The sequence below is a fragment of the Yoonia sp. TsM2_T14_4 genome, assembly GCF_049602355.1.
Lineage (GTDB): Bacteria > Pseudomonadota > Alphaproteobacteria > Rhodobacterales > Rhodobacteraceae > Yoonia > Yoonia vestfoldensis_A.
Map to the genome: position 1 here is coordinate 2,076,376 of NZ_CP187137.1, position 26,002 is coordinate 2,102,377.

General features: G+C 62.8%; 24 protein-coding genes. 11 read left to right on the plus strand and 13 right to left on the minus strand.

Annotated elements, in window-relative coordinates:
- Positions 1 to 53 precede the first annotated feature (53 nt).
- Positions 54 to 617 (minus strand): elongation factor P, encoded by a 564-nt coding sequence (gene efp / locus ACPF9B_RS10240; protein WP_007206996.1) that lies wholly within the window; start codon positions 615 to 617, stop codon positions 54 to 56.
- A 220-nt stretch (positions 618 to 837) separates the two neighbouring features.
- Between efp and ACPF9B_RS10245 the strand changes: the two genes are divergently transcribed.
- Complete coding sequence (locus ACPF9B_RS10245; RefSeq protein ID WP_007206995.1) at positions 838 to 1,161, plus strand: DUF6280 family protein; 324 nt, start codon at positions 838 to 840, stop codon at positions 1,159 to 1,161.
- 108 nt (positions 1,162 to 1,269) lie between these two features.
- Entirely contained in the window at positions 1,270 to 2,754 is a 1,485-nt protein-coding gene (locus ACPF9B_RS10250; RefSeq protein WP_424177197.1) for a cobyric acid synthase, read from the plus strand.
- Here the strand turns inward: ACPF9B_RS10250 and ACPF9B_RS10255 are convergent.
- The 3 genes from ACPF9B_RS10255 to ACPF9B_RS10265 all read right to left on the minus strand — a co-directional run bounded on the left by ACPF9B_RS10255 (position 2,720) and on the right by ACPF9B_RS10265 (position 5,465).
- Entirely contained in the window at positions 2,720 to 3,343 is a 624-nt protein-coding gene (locus ACPF9B_RS10255) for a hypothetical protein (RefSeq protein ID WP_007206992.1), read from the minus strand. The two genes, ACPF9B_RS10250 and ACPF9B_RS10255, sit on opposite strands and share 35 nt — an antisense overlap.
- Positions 3,344 to 3,410: 67 nt before the next feature.
- Positions 3,411 to 4,784: a TolC family outer membrane protein gene (locus tag ACPF9B_RS10260; RefSeq protein ID WP_424177199.1), complete on the minus strand. Its 1,374-nt coding sequence runs from the start codon at positions 4,782 to 4,784 to the stop codon at positions 3,411 to 3,413.
- A gap of 54 nt (positions 4,785 to 4,838) precedes the next feature.
- Positions 4,839 to 5,465, minus strand: coding sequence for a protein-L-isoaspartate O-methyltransferase family protein (locus ACPF9B_RS10265; protein ID WP_007206990.1), 627 nt, complete (start codon positions 5,463 to 5,465; stop codon positions 4,839 to 4,841).
- A 300-nt stretch (positions 5,466 to 5,765) separates the two neighbouring features.
- On the opposite strand from ACPF9B_RS10265, the gene purU reads away from it, so the two are divergent.
- Positions 5,766 to 6,650 (plus strand): formyltetrahydrofolate deformylase, encoded by an 885-nt coding sequence (purU, locus tag ACPF9B_RS10270; protein WP_007206989.1) that lies wholly within the window; start codon positions 5,766 to 5,768, stop codon positions 6,648 to 6,650.
- Here purU and ACPF9B_RS10275 read toward each other — a convergent pair.
- The 4 genes from ACPF9B_RS10275 to ACPF9B_RS10290 are packed head-to-tail and all read right to left on the minus strand — an operon-like array spanning position 6,647 to position 11,328.
- Entirely contained in the window at positions 6,647 to 7,789 is a 1,143-nt protein-coding gene (locus tag ACPF9B_RS10275; RefSeq protein ID WP_424177202.1) for an OpgC family protein, read from the minus strand. The two genes, purU and ACPF9B_RS10275, sit on opposite strands and share 4 nt — an antisense overlap.
- A complete protein-coding gene (gene mdoH / locus ACPF9B_RS10280; protein ID WP_424177204.1) occupies positions 7,782 to 9,572 on the minus strand; it encodes a glucans biosynthesis glucosyltransferase MdoH in 1,791 nt (596 codons plus the stop codon). Before mdoH ends, ACPF9B_RS10275 begins: the two co-directional genes overlap by 8 nt.
- Before the next feature lie 3 nt (positions 9,573 to 9,575).
- Positions 9,576 to 9,755 carry a hypothetical protein gene (locus tag ACPF9B_RS10285; RefSeq protein ID WP_007206986.1) on the minus strand — a complete coding sequence of 60 codons (180 nt, stop codon included), beginning with the start codon at positions 9,753 to 9,755 and terminating at the stop codon, positions 9,576 to 9,578.
- Positions 9,748 to 11,328, minus strand: coding sequence for a glucan biosynthesis protein (locus ACPF9B_RS10290; RefSeq protein WP_424177206.1), 1,581 nt, complete (start codon positions 11,326 to 11,328; stop codon positions 9,748 to 9,750). Before ACPF9B_RS10290 ends, ACPF9B_RS10285 begins: the two co-directional genes overlap by 8 nt.
- Before the next feature lie 363 nt (positions 11,329 to 11,691).
- Between ACPF9B_RS10290 and rsgA the strand changes: the two genes are divergently transcribed.
- On the plus strand, positions 11,692 to 12,729 hold the full coding sequence (rsgA, locus tag ACPF9B_RS10295) for a ribosome small subunit-dependent GTPase A (protein ID WP_424177208.1): 1,038 nt from the start codon (positions 11,692 to 11,694) through the stop codon (positions 12,727 to 12,729).
- A 70-nt stretch (positions 12,730 to 12,799) separates the two neighbouring features.
- Here the strand turns inward: rsgA and ACPF9B_RS10300 are convergent, their stop codons facing one another.
- On the minus strand, positions 12,800 to 13,255 hold the full coding sequence (locus ACPF9B_RS10300; protein WP_424177211.1) for a protein-tyrosine phosphatase family protein: 456 nt from the start codon (positions 13,253 to 13,255) through the stop codon (positions 12,800 to 12,802).
- A gap of 120 nt (positions 13,256 to 13,375) precedes the next feature.
- Here ACPF9B_RS10300 and ACPF9B_RS10305 point away from each other — a divergent pair, with 120 nt between their 5' ends.
- The 3 genes from ACPF9B_RS10305 to recR all read left to right on the plus strand — a co-directional run bounded on the left by ACPF9B_RS10305 (position 13,376) and on the right by recR (position 16,163).
- On the plus strand, positions 13,376 to 15,094 hold the full coding sequence (locus ACPF9B_RS10305; protein ID WP_424177213.1) for a DNA polymerase III subunit gamma/tau: 1,719 nt from the start codon (positions 13,376 to 13,378) through the stop codon (positions 15,092 to 15,094).
- 60 nt (positions 15,095 to 15,154) lie between these two features.
- Positions 15,155 to 15,499 carry a YbaB/EbfC family nucleoid-associated protein gene (locus tag ACPF9B_RS10310; protein ID WP_040483019.1) on the plus strand — a complete coding sequence of 115 codons (345 nt, stop codon included), beginning with the start codon at positions 15,155 to 15,157 and terminating at the stop codon, positions 15,497 to 15,499.
- A gap of 70 nt (positions 15,500 to 15,569) precedes the next feature.
- Positions 15,570 to 16,163, plus strand: a complete 594-nt coding sequence (recR, locus tag ACPF9B_RS10315) for a recombination mediator RecR (RefSeq protein WP_007206980.1) — start codon at positions 15,570 to 15,572, stop codon at positions 16,161 to 16,163.
- 88 nt (positions 16,164 to 16,251) lie between these two features.
- On the opposite strand, the gene ACPF9B_RS10320 is transcribed toward recR, so the two are convergent.
- A complete protein-coding gene (locus tag ACPF9B_RS10320) occupies positions 16,252 to 17,016 on the minus strand; it encodes a DUF1013 domain-containing protein (protein WP_007206979.1) in 765 nt (254 codons plus the stop codon).
- Positions 17,017 to 17,285: 269 nt separating this feature from the next.
- Complete coding sequence (locus ACPF9B_RS10325) at positions 17,286 to 18,059, minus strand: alpha/beta hydrolase (RefSeq protein ID WP_424177216.1); 774 nt, start codon at positions 18,057 to 18,059, stop codon at positions 17,286 to 17,288.
- A gap of 68 nt (positions 18,060 to 18,127) precedes the next feature.
- Here ACPF9B_RS10325 and ACPF9B_RS10330 point away from each other — a divergent pair, with 68 nt between their 5' ends.
- On the plus strand, positions 18,128 to 19,606 hold the full coding sequence (locus tag ACPF9B_RS10330; protein WP_424177218.1) for an NAD-dependent succinate-semialdehyde dehydrogenase: 1,479 nt from the start codon (positions 18,128 to 18,130) through the stop codon (positions 19,604 to 19,606).
- Positions 19,607 to 19,629: 23 nt separating this feature from the next.
- Here ACPF9B_RS10330 and ACPF9B_RS10335 read toward each other — a convergent pair whose 3' ends face one another.
- Positions 19,630 to 20,640 (minus strand): serine hydrolase domain-containing protein, encoded by a 1,011-nt coding sequence (locus ACPF9B_RS10335; RefSeq protein WP_424177220.1) that lies wholly within the window; start codon positions 20,638 to 20,640, stop codon positions 19,630 to 19,632.
- Positions 20,641 to 20,712: 72 nt separating this feature from the next.
- Positions 20,713 to 21,300: a DUF1285 domain-containing protein gene (locus tag ACPF9B_RS10340; RefSeq protein ID WP_007206974.1), complete on the minus strand. Its 588-nt coding sequence runs from the start codon at positions 21,298 to 21,300 to the stop codon at positions 20,713 to 20,715.
- Positions 21,301 to 21,369: 69 nt separating this feature from the next.
- Here ACPF9B_RS10340 and ACPF9B_RS10345 point away from each other — a divergent pair, with 69 nt between their 5' ends.
- Genes ACPF9B_RS10345 through ACPF9B_RS10355 form a run of 3 tightly spaced genes read left to right on the plus strand, consistent with a single transcriptional unit; the run spans position 21,370 to position 25,996 of the window.
- Entirely contained in the window at positions 21,370 to 22,377 is a 1,008-nt protein-coding gene (locus tag ACPF9B_RS10345) for an AAA family ATPase (RefSeq protein WP_007206972.1), read from the plus strand.
- The gene (locus tag ACPF9B_RS10350) at positions 22,374 to 23,243 is read left to right on the plus strand and encodes a DUF58 domain-containing protein (RefSeq protein WP_424177223.1); all 870 of its coding nucleotides are present in this window, start codon (positions 22,374 to 22,376) and stop codon (positions 23,241 to 23,243) included. Before ACPF9B_RS10345 ends, ACPF9B_RS10350 begins: the two co-directional genes overlap by 4 nt.
- Complete coding sequence (locus ACPF9B_RS10355; protein WP_424177225.1) at positions 23,243 to 25,996, plus strand: DUF4159 domain-containing protein; 2,754 nt, start codon at positions 23,243 to 23,245, stop codon at positions 25,994 to 25,996. Before ACPF9B_RS10350 ends, ACPF9B_RS10355 begins: the two co-directional genes overlap by 1 nt.
- Positions 25,997 to 26,002 lie beyond the last annotated feature (6 nt).

Below are 26,002 nucleotides of genomic sequence, written 5' to 3' on the forward strand. Positions count from 1 at the left end.
GAGCCTAAATATCCCTGCCAGAGGCCCAAGGCGCGCAGCGCCGCAGGCAAATATCAGGCGCGTTCGACGTATTCGAACAATTCGGTGTTCACGATGATGTCTTCATCGGTTCCCACGAAAGGCGGGATCATCACACGCACACCGTTATCAAGGATCGCAGGCTTGAAACTATTCGCCGCCGTCTGGCCTTTGACGACAGGTTCGGTTTCGGCAACCTTGCAGACCACCTTTTGCGGCAGGGTGACGTTCAACGCCTCTTCGCCGTAATATTCGATATGCACAACCATGCCGTCCTGCAGGAACGGGCGCCGGTCACCCAGAATATCGACAGGCAGGGCGATCTGTTCATAGGTTTCGCTGTCCATGAAGGTCAGCATCCCATCGGTTTCAAACAGGAACTGCTGGTCCTTTTGATCCAGACGCACGCGCTCGACCTTGTCGGCAGACCGGAAACGTTCATTCAGCTTGCGCCCGTCGCGCAGGTTTTTCAGCTCGACCTGCGCGAATGCGCCACCCTTGCCGGGCTTGACGTGATCGACTTTCACAGCGCCCCACAAGGAACCTTCGTGTTCCAGCACGTTGCCGGGGCGGATTTCGTTACCGTTGATTTTGGGCATGGGTCACTTCATGACAGAATGGGGGCCAAGTCTTGTATGGCGATCGCTCATGCCTATATAGGCGCAAAGGCATGCGTGCAAGATCAGTCCGACGCCAGACCGCCAAGCGAGAGCCATGCCGCAAACGCATGGCTGTTATGCAAAAACAAGCCCCCCGAATCGGAGCTGAGTGTGCATAAGGGCGAGCACGCGGAACCGCAAGAGCAAAAAAGGAAGCCAAATGAGAGATTTCGTCGACGGAACAGCGTTCAACAACGAACAGGGCAACCGTGCCCGCAAACTCTTTGCTGCCGTCGTTCTTGCTGCGCTTGATGACGCGATCGCTGATGACAAGAAATATGGCAATGGGCCCGAACAGATCGCCCGCTGGGCCCGGTCGCGTGATGGCCGTGAAGTATTGTCCTGTGCCGGCATCGACCCGAATGAACGTGTGGTCAACGGGCTGATGGAATTTGTAGGCAAGGGGATTCGTACCTCGGTCGCCCTGTCGCGCGAAGAAAGCGAACGTCGCAACGCAGCTGAACAGGAATCGCGCGCCGCCTGAATGCCGCGCTATCCCAAGACGCATTGAAAAGCGCGATCCCTCGGGATCGCGTTTTTCGTTTGCGGCGGCCCACCCGATGCGTATCAAGCCTCAACGAAAGGGTGCGCAATGACCAAGGCAATCATGATCCAGGGGGCGGGGTCCAATGTGGGGAAATCCATGTTGGTGGCGGGCATCGCGCGCGCCTGCGTGCGGCGCGGCCTGTCTGTCGCCCCGTTCAAACCGCAGAACATGTCCAACAATGCCGCCGTCACCGCCGATGGCGGCGAGATCGGGCGCGCACAGGCCTTGCAGGCGCTGGCTTGCGGGCTGGCACCGGTGATCGACATGAACCCGGTTCTGCTGAAACCCGAAACCGATATCGGCGCGCAGGTCATCGTGCAGGGTCAACGGGTCGCCACGCTCAAGGCGCGCGATTATGGCAAGCACAAAGCAACGCTGCTACCCGCGGTGCTGGACAGTTTCCACCGTCTGGCCCAAGGCCGTGACCTGATCATCGTCGAAGGTGCCGGCAGCCCGGCCGAGGTCAATCTGCGCGCCGGTGACATCGCCAATATGGGTTTTGCCGCTGCGGCGGGTGTGCCTGTCGTGCTGATCGGCGATATCGACCGTGGCGGTGTCATTGCGCAGATGGTCGGTACACATGCGGTGCTGCCGGATGATGACCTGGCCTTTATCAAGGGTTATGCGATCAACAAGTTTCGCGGTGATCCGACCCTGTTTGCCGATGGCATGGACATCATCACCGCCCGCACCGGCTGGACCCCGCTGGGGATCATCCCGTGGTTCGCGGATGCGTGGAAACTCCCCGCCGAGGATGTGATGGATATCAAAAGCCGCAAGGGTGGTGCGATCCGCATCGCCGTGCCACGCCTGAACCGGATTGCCAATTTCGACGATCTGGACCCGTTGTCCGGCACCCCCGGCGTCAGCGTCGAGATTATCGAGGCAGGCCGCCCCCTGCCCGCCGATGCCGATCTGGTGATCCTGCCGGGGTCGAAATCGACCATCGCGGATCTGGCGCATTTCCGCGCCCAAGGCTGGGACATCGACCTTGCCGCGCATATCCGGCGCGGCGGGCATGTGCTGGGCATCTGCGGCGGCTATCAGATGCTGGGGCAGACCATCGCCGACCCTGACGGCATCGAAGGGCCGGCGCGCAGCGTGGCGGGGCTGGGCCATCTGGATGTGGCGACGGTAATGCAACCACACAAACGGCTGGCGCTGTCGCAGGCCGTCTATCTGGCCAGTGGCGATGCGGTCAGCGGCTATGAAATCCACATGGGTGCAACGACCGGCCCCGATTGCGCGCGCGCATGGCTCTCGTTGGACGGGCGCGGCGAAGGGGCGGCGTCACCCAATGGGCGGATCATGGGCTGCTACCTGCATGGCTTGTTCAGCGCCGATGCGTTCCGGTCGGCATTTTTTGCACAGCTAGGCAAGCCTGTTGCGGCCTATGGCTATGATGCACAAGTAGAAAAAACGCTCGATGCGCTGGCGGATCATCTGGAACAGCATCTGGATATCGACATGCTCTTGACGTTGGCCGGACCTGTGATCAGTCCAGATCGTGCGACACAAGCACCCGGTTGATTTCGCGGCGGACCAGTTTGCGCACGTTGCGCGTGATCTTTTCGCCCAGCTCGCCTGCCAATTCTTCGCGCAGGATGCGCACGACTGCGGCGCGCAGGGCGGGTTCATCTATCGGCAAACTGGCGTCCTGCGCGGCGATATCAGCGGCGATCCGGGCATCAAGCCCCGATTGTGCGATCGGTGACAGCGCGTCGGCAATCGCAGCCCCCGGGATGGCAGAGGCAGGGTCGTCTTGCGGCACATCAAAAGCGCTGGCAGCCCAAGCGGCCTGATCGAAGGGTTCACCACCATCGGGCTCCCAATCTTCGGCGCGGGCCGTCACGGCAACCTCGAGGTCCGCGACAGTGCCGCCCAGACGCGGCGCGTCCGGCATCACCGCGTTTTCAAGCACCAGCAAATCGGCGGATGCGGTCGGGGCTGTGTGATCGGGTGTCTTGTCCTGCGGTACGTCGATCCGCCACGCAGGCACCAGCATCAGGCGGTCCTGCGGCGGCATCTTGCGCGTCAGATCGGTGTCCTTGTAGGACACCAGATTGCGCACCGACAAGACAAGTTCGTCGATCTCGTTCGACCGTGCCATGTTCGACATCGTTATTCCCCATTTCGCGCGAATTCAGCTAAGCCTAGCGGAAAGGGCCTTGCATAACAACTGCGCGTTAATCCCGGCTTAATGCTTCAAGTACGCGGTCCAGCGCCTCGCCCTGCGGCGAAGCGGCCACGGGAGAGTTGTTGACAAGATTGTAATAGGCGCTGACGTCATATTGCTGGACCGGCAGTTGCAGATGCTCGGCGGTCAGCAAGCCCATTGCGGCCAAGACGCTGTAAGATGCGATCACCTCGTCAACATCTGCAGCGATCCGGTTTGCCTGTGCGTCCAGCAATTCCTGCTCCGCATTCAGCACATCCAGCGTGGTCCGCGACCCAAGCGAGGCTTCTTCGCGCACGCCTTCAAACGCGATTCGCGCAGCGCTGACCTGTTGGTCGGAGGCCTGCGCCGACGCGCGCGCGACCTGCAACGCGGCATAGGCATTGGCGACACGTTGTTCGACCCCGAGCAGCGCAAGATGCAGACCTGCACGGCTGGCGTCACGGTTCGCCTGCAATTGGCGGATCTGGCTGGCAATTGCCCCGCCATTATAAATCGGGCCACCCAAGGACAGGCCGATCTGCGCGCTTTCGTTCCATTCGTCGTCAACGGCAACAAAACTGTTCAGCGACAGGCTCGGGCGCAAGGCCGCCTCGCCACGCTGGACGGCCAGTTCTGCCGCGGCGACGGAATGCTGCACTTGCAGCACGGCGGGGTGGTTGCGCAGGGCGAATGCCTTGGCGTCTTGCACCGATTGCAGCACAGGCGCGGGCGCTGCTGCGCCTGATCCACTGGGTACACGGCCCACAGCGGCGGTATATTCCGCGATCGACTGGGCAAGGTTGCCCTGTGCTGCCGCAAGCAGGCTTTGCGATCCGGCAAGCCGGGCCTGGGCAAGCGACACATCGGTGCGCGTCACCTCGCCCACGTCGAAACGGTCGCGCGCGGCCTGCAATTCTTGTGTGATCAGCCGTTGGTTGTTCTGGCGCAATTCAACAAATTCACGTTCGCGGCGCACGTTCATATAAGCCTGCACCGCGCGCAAAAGCACATCTTGTTCAATACCGCGCAAAGATTGGCGGGTACTGAGCACAATTTCTTTCTGGCTGTCGATCGCCAGCCGGTTCGCCCCGCCATCATAAAGCGTCAGCGACCCCGAAATGCGCGCCGTCGTCGATGTCGTGTCTTGCAGCGCCGATGTTTGCGCTGCCGCATTATACGTCCTGTTGGTGGCCATCGCCCAGTTGATCACCGGCAAGGTTGCCGCCACGGATTGCGCGACATTTTCATCAGCCGCACGCAGCAGGGCGCGGTTTTGATCCAGCAGCCCCGAGTTGGTATAGGCCGCGGTCAATGTATCGGCCAATGTTTCTGCGCGCACGGCGGGTGCCGCGATCAGGGTCATCATCATGGCCAGACCGGCAATTGCACTGCGTTTGATCATCTTGGTCCCTATCGTGTCACCAGTTAAAGCCCAAATCAGGGCCAGTCGTTTCCGTCAAAGCGCAAAAGCCACAGGCCGTCGGAACCCGTCCAGCACCGGCGCGCCGGCATTAAAGCCGAATCGCCAGTTGACCGTGCCGTCCATCTTGTGGCCAACGCGCACCACGCCCAGCGCGCCTTCGGCAAACAGACAGACAACCCGCCCGCCTTCGCGCAATTGCGCCAGCAGATCATCGGGCAGATGTTCGACCGCCCCCTGCACCATGATCAGATCAAAAGGTCCCGATTTCGCCGATCCCGCCACCAGCGGGCCTGCCATGACGGCGGCATTGTCGATTCCATGTCCTGACAGCAGGCTCTGCGCTTCTTCGGCGCGGGCCGTGTCATCCTCGATGGCGACGACGAAATCACACAGGCTGGCAAGGATAGCGGTGGAATAGCCAAGCCCGCACCCGATATCGAGCGCCACATGCCCCGGCTGCACATCGGCCAGTTCCAGCATCTTGGCCAGCGTGCGTGGTTCCAGCATGATCCGGCCTTTGCCGATATCCAGGTTTTCGCCGACATAGGCCGCCTCGCGCAGATTGTCGGGTACAAAATCTTCGCGCGGGATGGTCAGCATCGCGTCGATGATCGGAAACCGGGTGACATCGGACGGGCGAACCTGTGTATCGACCATCATGGTACGGCGTGTGGTATAGTCAGTCAAAATCTAAACTCTTTCGTTTAGTTGCATTGTCGTTTCATGCCATATTCAAAGTCGTGCGGCAACGGTTGATCGCAGTTTTGCACCTGTCATGCCGCCCGTAGTCGTCAATGCCATATGTATCGTCGTGATCGCTATGGCGGGGTTAACAAAAGGGTGATCTTGAGAAAAAAACACGCCCTGCCGGACATCCTACGCCTTGTGCTGACCGCGGCAGGCATGACACGAAAAGACCCGACCACCGCAGACGTATTGTTTTATAGCCGAAAGCATCCCATGACCAAATTCGCCCTGACCGTCACCTGCGACAGCGCCCGTGGCATTGTTGCCGCCATAGCCGGCTTTTTGGCCGACCATGGCTGCAACATCACCGACAGTTCACAATTCGACGACACCGAGACCGGCAAGTTTTTCATGCGGGTCAGCTTTACCAGCGAAACGGGCGCAGCGCTGGATACGATCGCGGATGACTTCGGCGACATCGGCACGAGATTCGGCATGGCCTTCGCCTTTCACGACGAAGCGGTGCGCATGAAGGTCATCATCATGGTGTCGCGGTTCGGCCATTGCCTGAACGACCTGCTCTACCGCTGGCGCATTGGCGCGTTGCCGATCGACATCGTGGCGGTGATATCCAACCATATGGATTACCAAAAAGTCGTGGTGAACCATGACATCCCGTTCCATTGCATCCCCGTCACCAAGCAAAACAAGCCCGAGGCTGAGGCCCGCATCATGGATGTCGTCGATGCGACTGGCGCCGATCTGGTCGTGCTGGCGCGGTATATGCAGGTGCTGTCAGACCGGATGTGCCAGCAAATGTCGGGCAAGATCATCAATATCCACCATTCGTTCCTGCCCAGCTTCAAAGGGGCGAACCCTTATAAACAGGCCTATGAACGCGGCGTGAAACTGATCGGGGCGACATCGCATTATGTCACGGCCGATCTGGATGAAGGCCCGATCATCGAACAGGACATCGCGCGCGTGACCCATGCGCAATCGCCAGCCGATTACGTCAGCCTTGGCCGCGATGTCGAAAGCCAGGTCTTGGCCCGTGCGATCCACGCCCATATCCACCGCCGCGTCATGCTGAACGGCAACAAGACGGTGGTGTTCCCGGCCTCGCCGGGGTCCTATGCATCCGAACGCATGGGCTAGGGCAGAACCGCGCGCGGCTTGGGCCAGTATTGCTTGGCCGCCGCCAGCCCCAGCTGCGCCAGCACCCCGCCCGCGATCATCAGCGTGTCCAGCACGACATCCTGCCCCGTCACCGTCTTGACCGCCTGAATGGCAAAGGCCAGGACCGTGCCAAGCGCAAAGACCGGCAGCGCCTGCCGCCCCAGCAAGGCAAGAGGCGCTGTCACCCCCAGATGGCAGGCGCGCCTGACCGCGGCAAAGCTGGACAGAAAATAGGCCAGCGCAAGGATATGCAACAGGCGCGGTGCGGACAGATAGGTCTTGCTGAAACTGGTCATCACCCAAGGTGCGCCCGCATCCTGCGCCGCCTTTAGCCCGCCGCGCATGAAAGACGCGAAATCGGGCCATTGCATCCAGATCAGCGACAGCAACAAAAAGCCCCCCGTCAGCCATTGCAGCCACGGCAGGACCGGCACGAACCGCTCTGCCGCCTTATGCGCAATGCCGGTCAGCAGGCCGATCACGAACAGCAATTGCCATGACAACGGGTTCAGAAACCAGCCACCCTGCTGGGGATAGTTCGGAAAATTGACCCGCAGCAGCCCCGCCGCCAGCCAGACTGCGATGGACAGGCCCAGCACGACCAGCGGCCAGCGCAGCGCGCCCCAGATCACCGGCGGCACCAGCATCAACAGCACCAGATACAGCGGCAGGATATTCACATAGCCCAGCTGATGCCCCAAGAGCGGCACCCCGATCAGAAAACCCAAAGGGTCTTTGACCAGCACCCAGATTCCGTGTTTGCGCATCATATCGGGCGCGCCGAACCACAGCGCCGCCGCAGCGGCGATGGCGAGCGCAACCACGGTGATCAGGATATGCACCTGATATATGGTCCAGACCCGCCGCAACACGCGGGCGATCCCCGTCAGCGGATCAGCCCGCCGGAAATAGCCGGAATAGGCGATGCCAGCAGCGATCCCCGACATCAAGACAAACCCTTCGGCCGCGTCTGAAAAACCGAAATTGCGGTTGGTCAGATTTTCCAGCCAGTTGCGCGGCGCATGGTTGATAAAGATCATCACCAACGCCAATCCACGAAACACGTCCAGCCTTGGGTCGCGGTCCGCTGTGGCGCGGCTGCCGATCATGTCAGACATAGTGCAAATTCCCTGACCAAAGCTCTGGTTCGTCGTCTGTGTTGCCTGCCTGCCAGCCTTCCAGCACCGCCGCGCGCAAGCGCATCACCGGCGCAAGTGCCAAATCTTGCGGTGTCGCAAATAGCCCCGGCGCACCGGGGTGCGATGTCCAGGCGATGATGAAAGGTGCGGCTACCATCGGCAGCGTGACTGGCAGGAACCACAACAACAGGTCCGGCGACAACACGGCGGCGAGCGTCAGACCAATCAAGCCGCAGGCCACGATCCAGTGACTGGCGGCAAAGGCATCCGCCAGCCGCAGCCGCCCGTCGCCGCGGTCATGCGCAGGCCAGCCGCCGTCGCGCCCCAGCAACACCTGAAACACCGACCGCGTCTGGTAGAGCATGAAAATCGGTGCCGTGATCGAGGACAACAGCAGCTCCGACATCGTCGCCTGCGTCGCAGACCACCAGCCGCCGAACCCGCGCGCGCGCCCGCGCAGCACGGCATCGGCGCCGATCAACAGCTTGGGCAGGATCAGCAGGCCAAAAATGCCGATGACCAAGGCAAGGGCCAGCGTGGTCTGATCGGGTGGCGTGACCGGCAAGGGCCAGTATTGGGTCGGAAAATACACGACCGGCGGGCCAAAGACAGGGGCCGCCACGCTTGCCAGCAGGAACGCCAGCCAGACAACAGACGCCAGATAGGCAAGGATGCCTTGCACAAAGACAAACCTGCTCCAGCCCCGCAGACGGGGGGCAAAGACCAGCCGCGCATGTTGCAGGTTGCCTTGGCACCAGCGCCGGTCGCGTTTGGCATGATCGACAATATTTTCCGGCCCTTCCTCGTAGCTGCCGTCCAGATCGTCATCCAGCCGGACATTCCAGCCCGCGCGCGCCAGCAGCGCCGCCTCGACGTAATCGTGGCTGAGGATATGACCGCCGAACGGGGGCTTGCCTGCCAGTTGCGGCAAGCCGCAACTTTGCGCAAAGGCGCGGGTGCGGATGACCGCGTTATGCCCCCAGAACGGGCCGGTGCGCCCTTGCATCATCGCAAGCCCGCGCGCGAAGACGGGCGAATTGAACGCCGCCGAAAACTGCATTGCGCGGCCAAAGCGCGACCGCGCCCCGATGATCCGCGGCAAGGTCTGCAACAGCCCCAGATCGGGGTCCGCCTGCATCCTGCGGGTCATTTCGACCATGGTTGCGCCCTCGATCAGGCTGTCGGCATCAAGGATGATCGCAAATTCATAGGCCGCCCCGGACGTGCGGATGAAATCCGCGACATTGCCCGCTTTCTTGCCCGTGTTGCTGGCGCGGCGGCGATAGAAAATCCGCCCCTGCCCGTTGCTGTCACGCAGCAGACGCAGATACCAAAGCCGTTCACGCGCGGCGACCACATCGGTGCGGGTATCCGACAGGATCGCGATGTCGAAGGCGTCACCATGGCCGGTGGCGGCCAGCGACATATCCATCGCCGCGATCCGTGCAAAGGTGGTGACGGGGTCTTCTTCGTAAATCGGGACCAGCACGGCGATGCGGCCTTGCAATGGTGCGCTGCGGTCGATGACAGGCGCGCGCGCCCGCGTGGTCAGCCCCACAAAGGCCAGCATCGCCCCCCATGACAGCCAGAAGGTCGAGACCAGCAACAGACCGCTGCGCAGCATGTCGATCACATCCAGCCCGTCGGCGATACCAAAGCGCAGAAAAAACACGAAAGCGACAAGGCCCGCCGTCACGCTGACAGCCAAAGCAAACATGCGCCAAGCCTTCACATCGCGGTCATCGCGCGTAGAGTTTTGCATGATTTACTGGCCAGCCTTTGACATGAACAGGCCCAACAGGCGTGGCACCAGCCCATGCAGCACCCGCGCACCCGCCTGTTCGAGGTCCTGCCGCACCATCACCATCGGCGCATCAGGCAGCGCACCGATCGCGGCGATCATCCGTTCGATATCGGCATCATCACGGGGGGACATATCACGCATGCGGTCTGATCCACTGGTAAAGCCACGTTTCCGTCAACTTGCGATCATAACCCGCAACATGCGCAGAAAGTTCAACAAGCGGGCTGTCGGATTGCACATCCAGCACCACGCGCCACAGATCGCTATCATCCACACGGGCCAGCGTGACCGCGACCAGATCGCCACCCACCACAGCCACCACAGGCGTCACTTCGGCGTCAGGCCCAAGGCGGGACAGCAAACCGCCCTTGAAATCAATCACGAATTTACGCTTGTTTTCGGGATTGACGACACCCGATACGCCGCCCGCACCGGCGCGGGTTTCCACCACATGCGCAAGATCGGCAGTGTCGTTTTCGGGCAGATCGCCCCAGCGCAGCCGGTACGCGAATTCACGCGTATCCCCTGCCGCAACTTTGCCTGCAGGGATGAAATAGGCGACGATATTATCCTCGACTTCCAGCGCGGTGGGGATTTCGACCAGCCGGACATGGCCTGCGCCCCAATCGCCCAGCGGCACCACCTCGAGCGAGGGGCGCATCTCGTAATGCGCGCCGGCATCAAGGTATTTGGTGAAATCGCGTTCGCGCTGGTGCAGGGCAAAGCTGACGGGGTTGTTTTCCACGAAATACGACCCCGCAAGACGGGACGGGTTGTTCAGCGGCCGCCAGATCACATCACCGCCTTGCTGCACGATCCGCAGCCCGTCGCTGTCATGCACGCGCGGGCGGTAATCATCGAACCCCGCACGGTTGACGCCGTTGAACAAAAACATCGAGGTCAGCGGCGCGATCCCCAGTTCGGCCACATCGGCGCGAAAGAACAGGCGCGCGGTCACGTCCATCTCGGTCGTGTCACCGGGGCGGATAACAAAGCGGTAGGCACCGCTGACGCTGGGGCTGTCAAGCAGGGCATAGACGGTGGTTTCGTCCTCGCCTTGCGTCGGGCGTTCCAGATAGAACCGCGTAAAACGGGGGAATTCCTCGGGCTGGGGGCCTGCGGTGTTCAGCGCCAGCCCCCGCGCGCTCAGCCCATAGCGGCTGTCGCGGCCAAGGGCGCGGAAATAGCTGGCACCCAGAAATGACACCAATTCGTCAAAACGCTCAGGATGGTTCAACGGCGTGTTCAGCCGGAAACCGGCAACGCCGGGCAATTGCGCATCCGCAGGCACGCGGTCGGCCAGATCGTTCAAATATTCGAAATCCGCCGTCGAAAACACCATCGGTGCCGCGATCAGGCTGTCCGCGTCATGTGTCAGCTCGAACAGTTTGACAGGTTCACCAAACAGCCAGCCGGTGTGAAACGCATGGACATGGAACGCAGCATCGCTGTCAGCCCAGCGCGCGTGGTCCGCACGGAACCGGATCAGGCGGTAATCGTCGTAATCCAGCGCGCCAAGGAACCCTTCGGGGCGGGAGCCTGCGACAAAGGGGGCGGCGGCCTGCGCCTGCGCCATGTCTGACAGGATATCAAAAGAAAACGGCACGGGATCGACCACATCCTGCGCAATCACGCCGCTGGCCATCAGCGCGGCGGCTGTCGCTGCGCCGGATTTCAACAACTGACGTCTATTCATAAGTGTCGCAAAGGCCATTAGGGTCCCAGATCATGTGATTGCAAAAGAGGTGATCGCCGCGCGCTTCGGTGGTGCGGGGGCGATTGACGTCCATATTGCGGCAGTGCAGCAAAGCACAAGGTCAGACCATCCAACGCTTTGAAAATAGGCTTAATTCCGCCTGTGGTGGTTTGACGATGGTCTGGCCATGGCGTTGCCAGAGCGACATCCGGTCTGCGCCCCTTCTTGTATGGTTTGGGGAAAGCGGCGTACTTGCGCGGCGTGCAACGGGGTTGCAGCACCTGCCTGCGCTGCTTACGATACATCTGAACAGGCCCGTAAGGGACCGTCGGCACAACAAGAGGTCACTCCGATTACCGAAATTCGCCCAATCAGGCCGCTATGGTGACGGCCCTTACCGGGCTGGATGCGCTTGGCTGGCATGCGTTCCAGCAAAGGCAGCTGGGTCCAGATGATACCGACCTGACCCCTGCTCGCATCGCCAATGTGCATCGCGACCGCGTGGTGGCCCTGACGGCCGACGGGTCAATCGATCTGACGTTGGATCCAGGGCTGACGACAGCGGTGGTCGCGGTGGGGGATTTCGTGCTGTGCGCACCGGCGCAATACCGGCTGATCCGCGTGCTGGACCGGCAGACCGAATTGTCGCGCGGCACCGAATACCACACGGGCGACAAACAGCTGATCGCGGCCAATCTGGACACTTTGTTCATCACCACATCCTGCAACGCCGATTTCAACCCCGCGCGGTTAGAACGCTATCTGGCGTTGGCACATGATGCGGGCGTGCGTCCGGTGATCGTGCTGACCAAGGCTGACCAGACCGATGATCCGGCCGGTTTTGCAGATCAGGCACGCGCCCTGGGCCGTGATCTGGCGGTGCTGGCCGTCAATGCCAAGGCTGCCGATCTGCCTGCGCATTTCGCGCCATGGTGCGGACAGGGGCAGACCATTGCCTTTGCTGGTACGTCCGGTGTGGGCAAAACGACGATTGCCAATGCGCTGACCGGCGGCAATGCCGCGACCCGCGACATCCGCGACGATGATGCGCGCGGGCGGCATACGACGACAGGCCGGTCGCTGCACCGGATGCTGGCGGGGGGCTGGCTGATCGACACGCCCGGCATGCGCGGGCTGGGGCTGGCCGAGGTCGGTTTTGGCATCGACGCGACCTTTCCGGAAATCTCGGACCTGGCCGCGCAATGCAAATTCCGCGACTGCGCGCATGAGCGCGAACCGGGCTGTGCCGTGCAGGCCGCCGTTACATCAGGCGCAATCGACCCTGACAGGCTGGCGCGGTTCAAAAAGCTGAAATCCGAGAACACCCAAGCAACCGAGGCCATCGCACTGGCGCGCGACAAGGTCCGCAAACAGGGGCGCACCGCCAAAGTCAGCAAGAAGCCACGTCAGAAGTCCTGACGCAGGGCGGGGAAAAACTTTTGGGCCTCCGGCGGGGATATTTGCGCTCCAACGATGATGAGCGTGCTGCCTAACCTTTGGCCCAAGCCTGTTGCGCCTCGGTTTCCACCGCACAGGGACGCCGCGCGCGTAGGCGGGTCAGGGCGGCGTCCGCATCTTCGCCTGCTGCGATCATCAGGCGCAGCGCCATCATGCCCGACCGCCCGCAACCACCCCGACAATGCGTCAGCACCTTGCCGCCCGCGCGCAGCACATCCAGTGCGGCGGTTTCGATTTCGGTGATATCGGACGCTGCGGGCGTGCCGTAATCCACGACCGGCAGGTGGTGCCAGTCAACCCCCGCCGCGCGCAGCACCCTGCCCAGATCACCCGTGCCAAGCCTGTCCATCTCGTCCTGTCCGGTCATCGACACGACCAGATCGGGGTGCCAGTCCAGCAGCGCCTGCAGGCCCTGCCCAAGCGGCAAGGGCGACAGGGCCAGCGTGCCATGCGCGACAGGCAGGGTGTAAATCTCGAAATCCGGCATCGGTGTATCCTTGTTTGTCAGCACCCTGCCCGACGGCGCGCGCAGCGGCAACAGCTTGGTGGACCTCTGGCGCGCGTGGCCCTAGGCTGTGGCATCGCCCGAATCCTGCCAAAGGCCGCCATGACCGATCAACCCCGCTATCAAGTGCTGGCCCGCAAATACCGGCCCGAAACCTTTGCCGATCTCGTCGGGCAGGATGCGATGGTGCGCACCCTGCGCAATGCCTTTGCCGCCGACCGGATCGCGCAGGCCTTTATGATGACCGGCATCCGCGGCACCGGCAAAACCACGACCGCGCGGATCATCGCCAAGGGGATGAATTGCATCGGCCCTGACGGCACCGGCGGGCCGACCACCGACCCTTGCGGTACCTGCGAACATTGCGTGGCGATCATGGAAGGCCGGCATGTCGATGTGATGGAAATGGACGCCGCATCGCGCACCGGCGTGGGCGATATCCGCGAGATCATCGATTCGGTGCATTACCGTGCCGCATCGGCCCGCTATAAGATCTATATCATCGACGAAGTGCATATGCTGTCGAAAAATGCTTTTAATGCGTTGCTCAAGACGCTGGAAGAACCGCCCGAACATGTGAAATTCATCTTTGCCACGACCGAGATCCGGCAGGTGCCGGTCACTGTCCTGTCGCGTTGCCAGCGGTTTGATCTGCGCCGGATCGAACCCGAAACCCAGATCGCCCTGCTGCGCAAGATCGCCACTGCCGAGGGGGCGCAGATCAGCGATGACGCGCTGGCGCTGATCACCCGCGCCGCCGAAGGCTCGGCGCGCGATGCGCAATCGCTGCTCGATCAGGCAATCAGCCATGGCGCGGGCGAAACCAGCGCCGCACAGGTCCGCGCCATGCTGGGGCTGGCCGACAGGGGCCGCGTGCTGGATCTGTTCGACATGATCCTGCGCGGACGTGCTGCCGATGCGCTGACCGAACTTTCGGGCCAATATGCCGATGGCGCTGATCCCATGGCCGTGCTGCGCGATCTGGCCGAGGTCTGTCACTGGGTCAGCGTGGTCAAGATCACGCCTGATGCTGCCAACGACCCCACCATCGGCCCCGATGAACGCGCCCGCGGTCAGGCCATGGCCGAGGGTCTGCCAATGCGCGTGCTGTCGCGGATGTGGCAGATGCTGTTGAAAGCGCTGGAAGAGGTCGCAATGGCCCCCAATGCCATGATGGCGGCTGAAATGGCCGTGATCCGGCTCACGCATGTGGCCGACCTGCCCAGCCCCGACGATCTGGTGCGCAAGCTCAGGGATGCAACGCCACCGCCGACAGGGCCTGCGCCACGCAGCGCGCCCACCCCGCCAACAGGCGGCCCCAGTGCGCGCAGCGTGGTATCAGCCGGCGGCGCACAAACCGCCACAGCGCTCGCCCCCGACGCCCTGCAACATTACGCGCGCTTCGAAGATGTGGTGCAGCTGATCCGCCACCACCGCGATGTCAAACTGTTGGTCGAGGTCGAAACCGGCCTGCAACTGGTGTCCTATCAACCCGGGCGGATCACCGTGCAACCAACCGCGGATGCCGCCCCCGATCTGGTGGGCAGGCTGGGTGCGCGGCTCCAGCTATGGACCGGCAATCGCTGGACGATCACGGTGGTCAGCGACGGCGGCGCGCCCACCATCGCCCAGACCCGCGACGCCGCTGAAACCAGCCTGCGCGATCAGGCCAGCGCCCATCCGCTGGTGCAGGCCGTGATCGCAGCCTTCCCCAAGGCGCGCATCACCGACATCCGCACCGCCGCCAGCAAGGCGCAAGAGGCCGAAGCCGAGGCGCTGCCCGAGGTCGAAGACGAATGGGACCCGTTCGAGCAGGATTGATCCGCTTGCCCGCGCGCGCCCAAAGACCTATCTGAGGATAAACCAATAAGGAGAGATCCGATGCTCAAAGGATTAGGCGGCCTTGGCGATATGGCCAAGATGATGAAACAGGCGCAGGATATGCAGGGCAAGATGGCCCAGATGCAAGAAGACCTCGACCATATCATGGTCGAGGGTGTCAGCGGCGCAGGTCTGGTCAAGGCCACGGCGACCGCCAAAGGCGAATTGAAAAGCCTCGACATCGACCCCTCGATCTTTAACGGCGAGGACAAGGAAGTGGTCGAAGACCTGATCCTTGCCGCGATCAAGGATGCGCAATCCAAGGCAGCCGAACGCAGCCAGCAGGAAATGGGCAAGATGGCCGAGGCGATGGGCCTGCCTGCGGGTATGAAACTGCCCTTCTGACCTCATCTTCCGCGCCCAAGTATCCCCGCCGGAGGCCGCAAAGTTTTTGGCCCACCACGCAAAGGCCCCCATGGCACACGGCACCGAAGACCTCGACCACCTGATCGCGATGATGGCGAAACTGCCGGGGCTGGGGCCACGCTCGGCACGCCGCGCCGTGCTGCATATGATCAAGAAACGCAATCTGGTGCTGCTGCCCTTGGCCGATGCCTTGCAAAAGGTCGGATCGACGGTGCGTGAATGCCTCAATTGCGCAAATATCTGCACCAGTGACCTTTGCGACATCTGCCTGTCGGACAAACGCGCCACAGGCCAGATCGCCGTGGTCGAAGACGTGGCCGACCTATGGGCGATGGAACGCTCGGGCGTGTTCAAAGGGCGCTATCATGTGCTGGGCGGCACGCTGTCAGCACTCGATGCGGTCGGGCCGGACGAATTGCGCATCCCCAAGCTGATCGACAGGATCGCCGCCGAAAACGTGACCGAGGTGATTATCGCGCTGGGGGCCACGATCGACGGGCTGACCACCGCGCATTATATCGCCGACCAACTCCCCGGTGTGAGCGTTACCTCGCTGGCGCAGGGGGTGCCTGTGGGCGGAGAGCTGGATTATCTTGACGATGGCACGATCACCGCCGCGCTGAACGCGCGCAAGGCGCTCTGACACCGTGGCCATTCTGGCCTGCAACGCGTAACCAACGCAAAACGCGCGCCCCAAGGGACGCGCGTTTTTCATTCGGACCAAGGCCGGATCAGCGGTGGTCGTCATCATCCTCGTCGTCATCATCGGGCAGGTTGAAAAAGCTGTCCGCATCCTTGACGTCGCGGGTGTCTTCTTCGTCTTCAGCATCATCGCGCTGATCGCTAAAGCTGAATGTCTCAAGCCCGGCCATCGCGGTTGGCATCTTGGGTTCAGGCGCCATGCCCAGCGATGTTTCGGTGCTAACCAGCTTGCGGCGTTCGTCGTCGGTCATAGCACCGCCTTCGCGGGCTTTCTTGGCATTGGCCTTTTGGACAGCAGCGTCCAGCTCGGATTGCTTGCACAGGCCAAGTGCGACCGGATCAATCGGATCAAGGTTGTTAATGTTCCAATGCGTGCGTTCACGGATAGCCAGAATGGTCGGCTTGGTGGTGCCGACCAGTTTCGCGATCTGCGCATCGGACAATTCGGGGTGGAATTTCACCAGCCAATAGATCGACGCCGGACGGTCCTGCCGCTTGGACAAAGGCGTGTAACGCGGGCCACGGCGCTTTTCCTCGCCCGCGGCGGCGGCATAGAACTTCAGCTTCAGCTTATAGGCCGGATCAGCCTCGCCCTTGGTGATTTCGTCCTGGGTCAGCTGGTTGTTGGCCACAGGGTCAAACCCCTTGACGCCGACAGCCACGTCGCCATCGGCGATGCCCTGCACCTCGAGTTCGTGAAATCCGCAGAATTCCGCAATCTGTTGAAAGGTCAGCGTGGTGTTGTCGCAAAGCCAGACGGCAGTCGCCTTGGCCATGATTGGTTTATCAGACATCTTTGGTCTCCTGATCTGACGGACAAGCCTTACCCAAGCCCTTGCAGGGGCAGACCGCATGGGCCGGGTTCACATTGTCGGGGAACTTGGCAGTCTTATAGGCGCGGCAAGCGCAAGAGGAAAGATCAAAAATCTGCGCAGCGCCCTTGCACGACTGCGCTGCAACGCAGCCTCACACGGTCGGCAGGCGCAGGTCTGCATCTTGCAACTTCTTTTTTCCAAAAATACTCCCGCCGGAGGCATTCACATTCCAGCGGAATGTGAAACAATCACGCCAGCACAGCGCGGGTAAGGTCGCTGTCAGGCAGACCAAGGTCCTCAATCACATCAAAGTGATGGCGCAGCGGCACCGTAACCAGCGGCGCGGCCCATGCCTGCGCCAGCAAATCGGCCTGTTCCAGAAAAACAGGGCGTTCCGCACCGCCGACCCAGACGGTCACCGGACAGGGGGGCGGCGGCAAATGCACGGGACTTTCGGCCTGCGCGATGGCGGGGGTGATGCCCAGATCCTTGTTCATCGAGGTCCGCATCAACGGGGCCAGATCAGCAACCGGCGAGACCGGCACGACACAGGCCACGCGCTGCTGCCAGTCCGCGCCATCGCGCGGCGCCATCACGCGGGCCACCAATTGCCCGCCCGCCGAATGCCCGACCAGCCGGACCGGCCCTGGCACGCGCCGCGCGATCACATCGATGGCGCGCGCGATCTGGTCACCGATCTGCGCGATGCCGACCGTGGGGCAAAGATCATAGGACGGCATCGCCACCGCCCAGCCCTGCGCCAGCGGCCCCGCTGCCAGATGCGACCAATAGGATTTGTCGAACCGCAGCCAATAGCCGCCATGCACGAAAATCACGACCCCGCGCGCCAGCCTGTCCGGGTGGAACAGATCGAACCGCAGCCGGTCGGTTTCGCCGTAATCCAGATCCAGCTCGCAGCGCGCGGCACTGCGGAACGCGGCGGCCTGCCCCGCCCAGCGATCGGGATAATCGGCACCACCCGGAATATGGGCCGCATTCGCATAAGCATCATCGAGTTCCATCTGCCGGTCCCCCCTTTACCTTTGCCCCATACAGGGGCCACATTGGGCGAAAGTCAAAGGAGACTATCATGCTTGATGAAACGACCAACCTGAAATCCATGCTGCGCCGTCCCGATCTGGTCTGTGACGCGGCGTTTGTCGGTGGCGAATGGAAACAGGCCGCCAGTGGGGCGACCTTTGCCGTTATGAACCCCGCACGCGGTGACGTGATCGCGCATGTCCCTGACCTCAGCCGCGCCGAAGTCGCCCAAGCGATTGACGCCGCGCAAAAAGCACAAAAACCATGGGCCGCCCTTGCCGCCAAGGACCGCGCCAAGGTGCTGCGCAAATGGTACGACCTGATGATGGAAAACCAAGAAGATCTGGCGATCATCATGACGTCGGAACAAGGCAAACCTTTGGCCGAAGCGCGCGGCGAAGTCGCCTATGGCGCGTCTTTCGTGGAATGGTTCGGCGAAGAGGCCAAACGCGTCTATGGCCAGACCATCCCCGGCCATATGGCCGACAAACGCATCGCCGTGATCAAGCAGCCCATCGGGGTGGCCGCCGGGATCACGCCTTGGAATTTTCCCAATGCGATGATTGCGCGCAAAGTCGCGCCTGCACTGGCTGCTGGCTGCGCCTTCGTCGTGCGCCCTGCCTCGCTGACCCCTTTGTCGGCGCTTGCCATGGCGAAACTGGCCGAAGAAGCGGGCGTACCAAAGGGGCTGTTTTCGGTCGTGACCTCGAACTCCGCGTCAGAGATCGGCAAGGAATTCTGCGAAAACCCGATCGTGCGCAAACTGACCTTTACGGGATCAACCGAAGTGGGGCGCATCCTTTTGAAACAGGCAGCCGATCAGGTGATGAAATGTTCCATGGAACTGGGCGGCAACGCGCCTTTCATCGTGTTCGATGATGCAGATCTGGACGCCGCCGTTGAAGGGGCCATCGCGTGCAAATTCCGCAACAACGGCCAGACCTGCGTCTGCGCCAACCGGATCTATGTGCAAAAAGGGGTCTATGACGCCTTTGCTGCCAAGCTGAAGGTCGCGGTTGAAAAACTGCGCGTCGGTGACGGGTTGGCCGATGGCACCACGCTTGGCCCGCTGATCGAACCGGCAGCTATCAAAAAGGTGCAGGAACATCTCGACGATGCCCTGTCCAAAGGTGGCAAGGTCCTGACGGGGGGCAAGGTGCATGATCTGGGCGGACAGTTCTTTGAACCGACCATCGTGACCCATGCGACCAAGGATATGCTGGTCAGCACCGACGAAACATTCGGACCCTTTGCCCCCTTGTTCATGTTCGAGGATGAAGACGACGTGATCTTTCAGGCCAATGACACGATCTTTGGCCTTGCGTCCTATTTCTATGCCAAGGATCTGTCGCGCGTGACCCGCGTCGCCGAGGCGCTGGAATATGGCATCGTTGGCGTGAACACCGGCCTCATCTCGACCGAGGTCGCCCCGTTTGGTGGCGTCAAGCAATCGGGTCTGGGGCGCGAAGGGTCATCGCATGGCATGGATGATTACATGGAGATGAAATACATCTGCACGGGTATCTGACGTCGGGCGGGGCTTGCCCCGCCTTACCCCAACTGCCGGCGCGCGACAGGGATCACATCATCCTCAATCAACCGCATGATATCGCCGAAATGCCCGCCCGACCGCGCGGGCAGGTTCGGGTCAGATGTCAGCGCCAGCGTGGTTTCCAGCGCCGGCACGGTGCAAATGACCTGCCCGCCATAGCCGCGCGCCAGCGCATAATCGACACCCGCCGCCTGCCCCAGAAACCAGCCATAGCCATAGCTGAGGCCCGAGAACTGTGACCTTGTCCGCGGCTCCAGCGACCGCGCGACCCAATCGGCAGACAGCACCTGCGCGCCGTCATACTGGCCGCCCATGCGGTACATCTCGCCAAACCGCGCCATGCCATCCAGCGTCAGCGCCATTTCATTGCCACCCAGATAGCGCCCCTGCGGATCGCGGGTCCATGCCGGTATCTCGATGCCCAAAGGTGCGCCAAGACGCGCGCGCGCAAGATCCAGCAAGGACCGCCCCGACACTTCGGACAGCACCGCACCCAGCACATGGAACGACCCCGTGGAATAGAGCATCTGCGCCCCCGGTTCCGCCACGAATGGCCGCGATAACGCATTGGCAACCCAGTTGCGGCTGTTTACCCACGCCCCGTAATTGGCCCCCGACGTGCGTTCCAACCCCGCCTGCATGGTGACAAGGTTTTCCACAGTGATCCCCGCCACACGCGGATCGGCCCCGGCAGGGATCAACTTCGGCGCAACCTCGCCCAATGTCGCCGCGAGCGAGGGCAATTCGCCCCGATCCAACGCCGCCCCCGTCAAGGCCGCGACGATGGTCTTGGACACGGATTTCACTGGCACCGCAGCGCCCAGCGACGGCCCGCGAAACGCCTGCGACAAAACCTCTGCCCCCGACTGGCGGATCACGATGGCGCGGCACTGGTCAAGCACGCGCGCACTCTCGGCCACAGCGGCCCAAGGGTCCGATTGTGCGATCAGCGGCGTTCCGACCATGGCCGCAGCCCCCAACAAGACAGCGCGGCGTCCCAGCATCGGCATGGCAGATCCTTTTGTTGCTTGAGCCAAGGATAAGTCAGGGCGCGCTGGGTGCCAGTGACATTTGCGTGTGTGTCAGCCCAACTCCGCCGACGGAATGATCGCAAAGAACGCGCCCTGCGACCGCACGCCGAACCAACGCTCGCCCTCGTGCTCGGCATGTTCGCCCAGATCGACCAGCCGGTAGAACGACTTGCGGTCGATCAGCGCCTCGAGGTTCGCGCGGACCAGCACATAGGGTGACGGCTCTGCGGTTTGCGGATCGCGCATCACGCGGATCGGGGTGTCGGGGCCAGCGGTGACGGTATCGCCCACATTGGTGGTAAAAATCAGCCCGTCACCGTCGCGGTCCACATCCACCGCGACGAAAGGCGCGTCATCGACTGTGATGCCCACCTTTTCGACCGGTGTGACCAGCACATAATCATCCCCGTCGCGCCGCAGGATGGTCGAAAACAGCCGCACCAGCGCGGGCCGCCCGATGGGCGTGCCCATGTAAAACCACGTCCCGTCGCGCGCGATGCGCATGTCGATATCCCCGCAATGTGGCGGGTTCCACAGATGGACCGGCGGCAATCCGCCTTTTGGGCCGGCTTTTTGCGCGGCAAGCACGCTTTGGGCCAGTCCTTCGGCGGTGGGGGCAACAATCTTTTGTGTGGTCATTCTTTTGCCATTGGGATCATCAGGATTATCTGTTCTCTTGCAGCATATAGGTAATCCAAGGGGAAAGTCATGGCCGACGACGCCGATCTTGTCGCACAGATAGACGCACTGGGTGCAAAACTGGGTGCCGCGCGCGACAGTATCGCCGCCCGTTTCATCGGCCAGCGCCGCGTCGTGGACCTGACATTGTCGGCGCTGGTCTGCGGTGGCCATGCGGTGCTGATCGGCCTGCCCGGCCTTGGCAAGACGCGGCTGGTGGATGCTTTGTCCACCGTCATGGGCCTGCAGGGCAACCGTATCCAGTTCACGCCTGACCTGATGCCAGCGGATATTCTAGGCTCTGAAGTGTTGGAAACAGCCGCCGACGGCAGCCGTGCGTTCCGGTTTATCGAAGGGCCTGTGTTCTGCCAGTTGCTGATGGCCGATGAAATCAACCGCGCCAGCCCCCGCACGCAATCGGCGCTGCTGCAGGCGATGCAAGAAAAAGAAGTGACCATCGCAGGCCAGCACCGTCCGCTTGGCGTGCCGTTCCATGTGCTGGCCACGCAAAACCCGCTGGAACAGGAAGGCACCTATCCCCTGCCAGAGGCGCAGCTTGACCGGTTTCTTGTCCAGATCGACGTGCCCTACCCCGACCGGCAGACCGAAAAAGACATCCTGATCGCCACCACAGGCACCGAGGATGCGCAGGTCAAGCCCGTGTTCAGCGCGGGCGAACTTCTGGCCGCCCAAGCACTGCTGCGCCGGATGCCGGTGGGCGAACATATCCTCGAGATGATCCTTGATCTGGTGCGCGCCTGCCGTCCCGATGATGCGACCGCCCCCGATGTAATCCGCCAAAATGTCAGCTGGGGCCCCGGCCCGCGTGCCGCACAGGCGCTGATGCTGACGGTGCGCGCCTCCGCGCTGCTCGACGGCCGCTTGGTCCCATCGGCAGAGGATGTGCGCAACATGGCAGTGCCGGTGCTGGAACATCGCATGGCGCTGTCCTTTGCCGCCCGCGCGCGCGGCGAGGATGTGCAATCCATCATCAACGAGGTCGCAGGCCAGATTACACGGGTCACAGCGGCGGCATGACAACAGCGCTGACGCTCCGGTCGCAGGCGGAAACGCTTGCCGCGCATCTGCCGCCCCTGCTGGCCGAGGCAGAGCATCTGGCCGCGACCGTCCTGCTGGGCGACCACGGGCGCAGGCGGGCGGGCACCGGCGATACGTTCTGGCAATACCGCCCCGCACAGACCCATGATGCCGCGCGCAGCATAGACTGGCGCCGATCGGCAAGGTCGGATGCGCGCTTTGTGCAGGACAAGGAATGGCAGATCGCGCAATCAGTGATCCTTTGGGTCGATCAGGGCGCGTCGATGGGTTTCGCGTCCGACGATCACGCGCCCAAGGGTGATCGCGCGCGCATTCTGGCGATGGCGCTGGCGGTGTTGCTGATCCGCGGCGGGGAACGCGTCGGGCTGACCGGTCTGCGCCTGCCACCACGGCGCGGGGGCGCGCAATTGCAACAGATGGCGCAGATTCTGTCCGAACAGGCCGCGACCGACCACGGATCACCCGATGCGACCGGCCTGTTGCCGCATGCGCGCGCGCTGTTTGTCAGCGACTTTCTGGGCAATATCGACGGGGTGCGCGACGCACTGGCCCGCGCCGCGGATCGCGGTGTCAAAGGCGCGCTGCTGCAGGTGCTTGACCCACAGGAAGAGGTATTTCCGTTTGACGGGCGCACGATCTTTCAATCCATGACCGGCAGCGTCCAGCACGAGACGCTGCGCGCCCGCGATCTCAAGTCACGCTATCTGGACAGGTTGGCGGCCCGCAAGGTCGAGCTGGCGCAGCTTGCGCGCATGACAGGCTGGCAGTTTCACACCCATCATACCGGCCAGTCGGCAACACAGGCGTTGCTGTGGCTTTATGGCGCGCTGGAAAGGCGGCGCTGATGTTTATGATCGGACCCATCGGATTTGCAGCCCCGATGCTGCTGCTGGGGCTGATCGCCCTGCCGATCCTTTGGATAGTGCTGCGCGCTGTGCCGCCTGCCCCCGTGCGGCGCCGGTTCCCCGGTGTGGTGCTGCTGCTGGGTCTGAGCGATGACGAAAGCCAGTCCGACCGCACCCCATGGTGGCTGCTCTTGTTGCGTCTGCTGGCCATCGCGGCTGTCATTGTCGGCTTTGCCGGCCCCGTGCTGAACCCGCAACAGGCCCGCGACGGGCGCGGTGATCTGGTGATCGCCCTTGATGGCACATGGGCGGGCGCGCCCGACTGGCAGGCGAAAATCGACCGTGTGGCGGCGCTGTTGACCGAGGCGTCCGTCAACGAACGCCGCGTCGCCGTGGTGACGCTGACAGACCTGCCACTGGCCGAGCCCTTGCCCTTTGCGTCACCCAGCGCATGGCAGGACCGGTTGGCGAACCTGCAACCCCAGCCGTGGCAACCCGCCGATGCCGCCGCCTATTTTGCGGATCAGGGCGGGTTTGAGACCTATTGGATCAGCGACGGGTTGGATTATCCGGGCCGCGACGACCTGCTGTCCGCCTTCGAGGCGGCGGGCAATGTGACCGTGTTCCAGACCCCGCGTCAGGTGACCGGCCTGCGCCCCGCACGCTATGAGGACGGCGAGGTCCGTGTGAGCGCGACGCGCACCCCCGTCGGCGCGCCAAGCGATACAACCGTCACCGCCATCGGCCTTGATCCCGCAGGCGTGGAACGGGCGCTGGCCAATGTGCCGCTGACATTCGCGGCGGGGCAAGAGGTGGCGGAAGCCACGCTCGACCTGCCGCCTGAATTGCGCAACCGGATCACGCGCTTCGAATTGACCGGCACGCAGTCTGCAGCCGCCGTCAGCCTTGGCGACGATGCCCTGCGCCGGCGCGAGGTGGCGCTGATCGCAGGGCGCGACGTGCGCGAAGGGCTGGACCTGTTGTCGCAGCTTTTCTATCTGCGCGAGGCGTTAGAGCCGACCGCAGACCTGATCGACGGTGATCTGGCCGATGTGCTGCTGGCCAATCCCGATGTGATCGTGCTGGCCGATGTCGCGATCCTGACCGATATCGAGGCGCAGGGCATCGTCGATTGGGTCGATCAGGGTGGGCTTCTGTTGCGGTTCGCGGGGCCGCGTCTGGCCGCCTCTGACGTGGGCCGCAGCGCCGAGGACCCATTGTTGCCCGTGCGCCTGCGCGACGGCGGGCGAAGCGTCGGTGGCGCGATGAGCTGGGGCGAACCCAAAGCGCTGGCCCCCTTTGCCCCCGACACACCGTTCTTTGGCCTGACCATCCCCGAGGACGTGACCGTCACCAGTCAGGTCATGGCGCAACCTGACCCGACGCTGGCTGAGCGCGTGATCGCGCAGCTGGCCGATGGCACGCCGCTGGTCACACGCAAGTTCAGCGGTGACGGACAAATCGTGCTGGTCCATGTCACGGCGAATGCCGAATGGTCGAGCCTGCCATTGTCCGGCCTTTTCGTGCAGATGCTGGAACGGCTGGCCGTCTCGAGCCGCCCTGCCGCGCCTGAGGCCGCAGAACTGGCAGGCACGGTATGGCAACCGCAGGAATTGCTTGATGCCTACGGGCGTTTGCAGGACGGACGCGATCTGGCCGGTGTCGCGGGCGAGCTGCTGGGCGCTGGCGTCACCGGACCGCAATTGCGCCCCGGGCTTTACGCCACGCGCGACCGCCAGATCGCGGTCAATGTGATCGGGCCGGATACGGTGCTGACCCCTGCGGGCTGGCCTGCGCGGATCGCTGTTGAAGGGATGGACGTCCTGCGTGCCACGGCGCTCAAAGGCTGGCTTTTGGGCGCAGCACTGGCGCTGTTGCTGGTCGATATCATCGCGTCACTGGCCGTGGGGGGCCGTTTGCGCGGGCCGCGCGCGGATGTGGCGGTGGCCCTGATGCTGGCGCTGGCCCTTGCCCCAAAGGCGCAGGCCCAAACCCCCGAGGATTTCGCCATTCAGGCCACCTCCGAGGTGGTGCTGGCCCATGTGCTGACCGGCGATCCGCAGGTTGACGAGGTGACGGCCGCGGGCCTGTTGGGCCTGTCGCAGACCTTGTTCCGGCGCACATCAATCGAACCTGCCGCCCCGATGGGCGTGAATATCGAAACCGACGAACTGGCGTTCTTTCCGTTTCTGTACTGGCCCGTCACGGCCGATCAGCCGCTGCCCAGCCGCGACGCCTATGGCAAGCTGAACCGCTATCTGCGCAGCGGCGGGATGATCCTGTTCGACACCCGCGACGCCGATACCGCGCGGTTCGGGTCAGGCTCGCCCGAAGGGGCGCGTTTGCAGGCGATTGCGCGGTCGCTGGATATTCCGCGCCTTGCACCGATCCCGCCCGACCATGTGCTGACGCGCACGTTTTATCTGTTGCAGGATTTTCCGGGCCGCCACGCCAGCCGCGATGTCTGGGTCGAGGCCGCCCCTCTGGATGCGGTGCAGATCGACGGGATGCCGTTTCGCAATCTCAACGACGGGGTGACGCCAGTGGTGATCGGCGGCAATGACTGGGCGCGCGCTTGGGCTGTGACGGCGAACGGCGCGCCGATGTTTCTTGTCGGGCGCGGCGCGGCAGGCGAACGCCAGCGTGAAATCGCGCTGCGGTTTGGCGTCAACCTGATCATGCATGTGCTGACCGGGAATTATAAATCAGATCAGGTGCATGTGCCGGACCTGCTTGACCGGCTCGGGCAATGAGAATGC

Excerpts from the sequence above, each read along its gene's own strand:
- ACPF9B_RS10345 (WP_007206972.1), top strand. The coding sequence starts at position 21,370 with ATGGCCGACGACGCCGATCTTGTCGCACAGATAGACGCACTGGGTGCA.
- ACPF9B_RS10290 (WP_424177206.1), bottom strand. The coding sequence starts at position 11,328 with ATGGCCTTTGCGACACTTATGAATAGACGTCAGTTGTTGAAATCCGGC.
- ACPF9B_RS10250 (WP_424177197.1), top strand. The coding sequence starts at position 1,270 with ATGACCAAGGCAATCATGATCCAGGGGGCGGGGTCCAATGTGGGGAAA.
- ACPF9B_RS10350 (WP_424177223.1), top strand. The coding sequence starts at position 22,374 with ATGACAACAGCGCTGACGCTCCGGTCGCAGGCGGAAACGCTTGCCGCG.
- ACPF9B_RS10255 (WP_007206992.1), bottom strand. The coding sequence starts at position 3,343 with ATGTCGAACATGGCACGGTCGAACGAGATCGACGAACTTGTCTTGTCG.
- ACPF9B_RS10245 (WP_007206995.1), top strand. The coding sequence starts at position 838 with ATGAGAGATTTCGTCGACGGAACAGCGTTCAACAACGAACAGGGCAAC.
- ACPF9B_RS10325 (WP_424177216.1), bottom strand. The coding sequence starts at position 18,059 with ATGGAACTCGATGATGCTTATGCGAATGCGGCCCATATTCCGGGTGGT.
- ACPF9B_RS10300 (WP_424177211.1), bottom strand. The coding sequence starts at position 13,255 with ATGCCGGATTTCGAGATTTACACCCTGCCTGTCGCGCATGGCACGCTG.
- rsgA (WP_424177208.1), top strand. The coding sequence starts at position 11,692 with ATGGTGACGGCCCTTACCGGGCTGGATGCGCTTGGCTGGCATGCGTTC.
- ACPF9B_RS10265 (WP_007206990.1), bottom strand. The coding sequence starts at position 5,465 with ATGATGGTCGATACACAGGTTCGCCCGTCCGATGTCACCCGGTTTCCG.
- purU (WP_007206989.1), top strand. The coding sequence starts at position 5,766 with ATGACCAAATTCGCCCTGACCGTCACCTGCGACAGCGCCCGTGGCATT.
- ACPF9B_RS10335 (WP_424177220.1), bottom strand. The coding sequence starts at position 20,640 with ATGCCGATGCTGGGACGCCGCGCTGTCTTGTTGGGGGCTGCGGCCATG.
- ACPF9B_RS10340 (WP_007206974.1), bottom strand. The coding sequence starts at position 21,300 with ATGACCACACAAAAGATTGTTGCCCCCACCGCCGAAGGACTGGCCCAA.
- ACPF9B_RS10310 (WP_040483019.1), top strand. The coding sequence starts at position 15,155 with ATGCTCAAAGGATTAGGCGGCCTTGGCGATATGGCCAAGATGATGAAA.
- mdoH (WP_424177204.1), bottom strand. The coding sequence starts at position 9,572 with ATGCAAAACTCTACGCGCGATGACCGCGATGTGAAGGCTTGGCGCATG.
- ACPF9B_RS10320 (WP_007206979.1), bottom strand. The coding sequence starts at position 17,016 with ATGTCTGATAAACCAATCATGGCCAAGGCGACTGCCGTCTGGCTTTGC.
- ACPF9B_RS10285 (WP_007206986.1), bottom strand. The coding sequence starts at position 9,755 with ATGCGTGATATGTCCCCCCGTGATGATGCCGATATCGAACGGATGATC.
- efp (WP_007206996.1), bottom strand. The coding sequence starts at position 617 with ATGCCCAAAATCAACGGTAACGAAATCCGCCCCGGCAACGTGCTGGAA.
- ACPF9B_RS10355 (WP_424177225.1), top strand. The coding sequence starts at position 23,243 with ATGTTTATGATCGGACCCATCGGATTTGCAGCCCCGATGCTGCTGCTG.
- ACPF9B_RS10275 (WP_424177202.1), bottom strand. The coding sequence starts at position 7,789 with ATGTCTGACATGATCGGCAGCCGCGCCACAGCGGACCGCGACCCAAGG.
- recR (WP_007206980.1), top strand. The coding sequence starts at position 15,570 with ATGGCACACGGCACCGAAGACCTCGACCACCTGATCGCGATGATGGCG.
- ACPF9B_RS10260 (WP_424177199.1), bottom strand. The coding sequence starts at position 4,784 with ATGATCAAACGCAGTGCAATTGCCGGTCTGGCCATGATGATGACCCTG.
- ACPF9B_RS10305 (WP_424177213.1), top strand. The coding sequence starts at position 13,376 with ATGACCGATCAACCCCGCTATCAAGTGCTGGCCCGCAAATACCGGCCC.
- ACPF9B_RS10330 (WP_424177218.1), top strand. The coding sequence starts at position 18,128 with ATGCTTGATGAAACGACCAACCTGAAATCCATGCTGCGCCGTCCCGAT.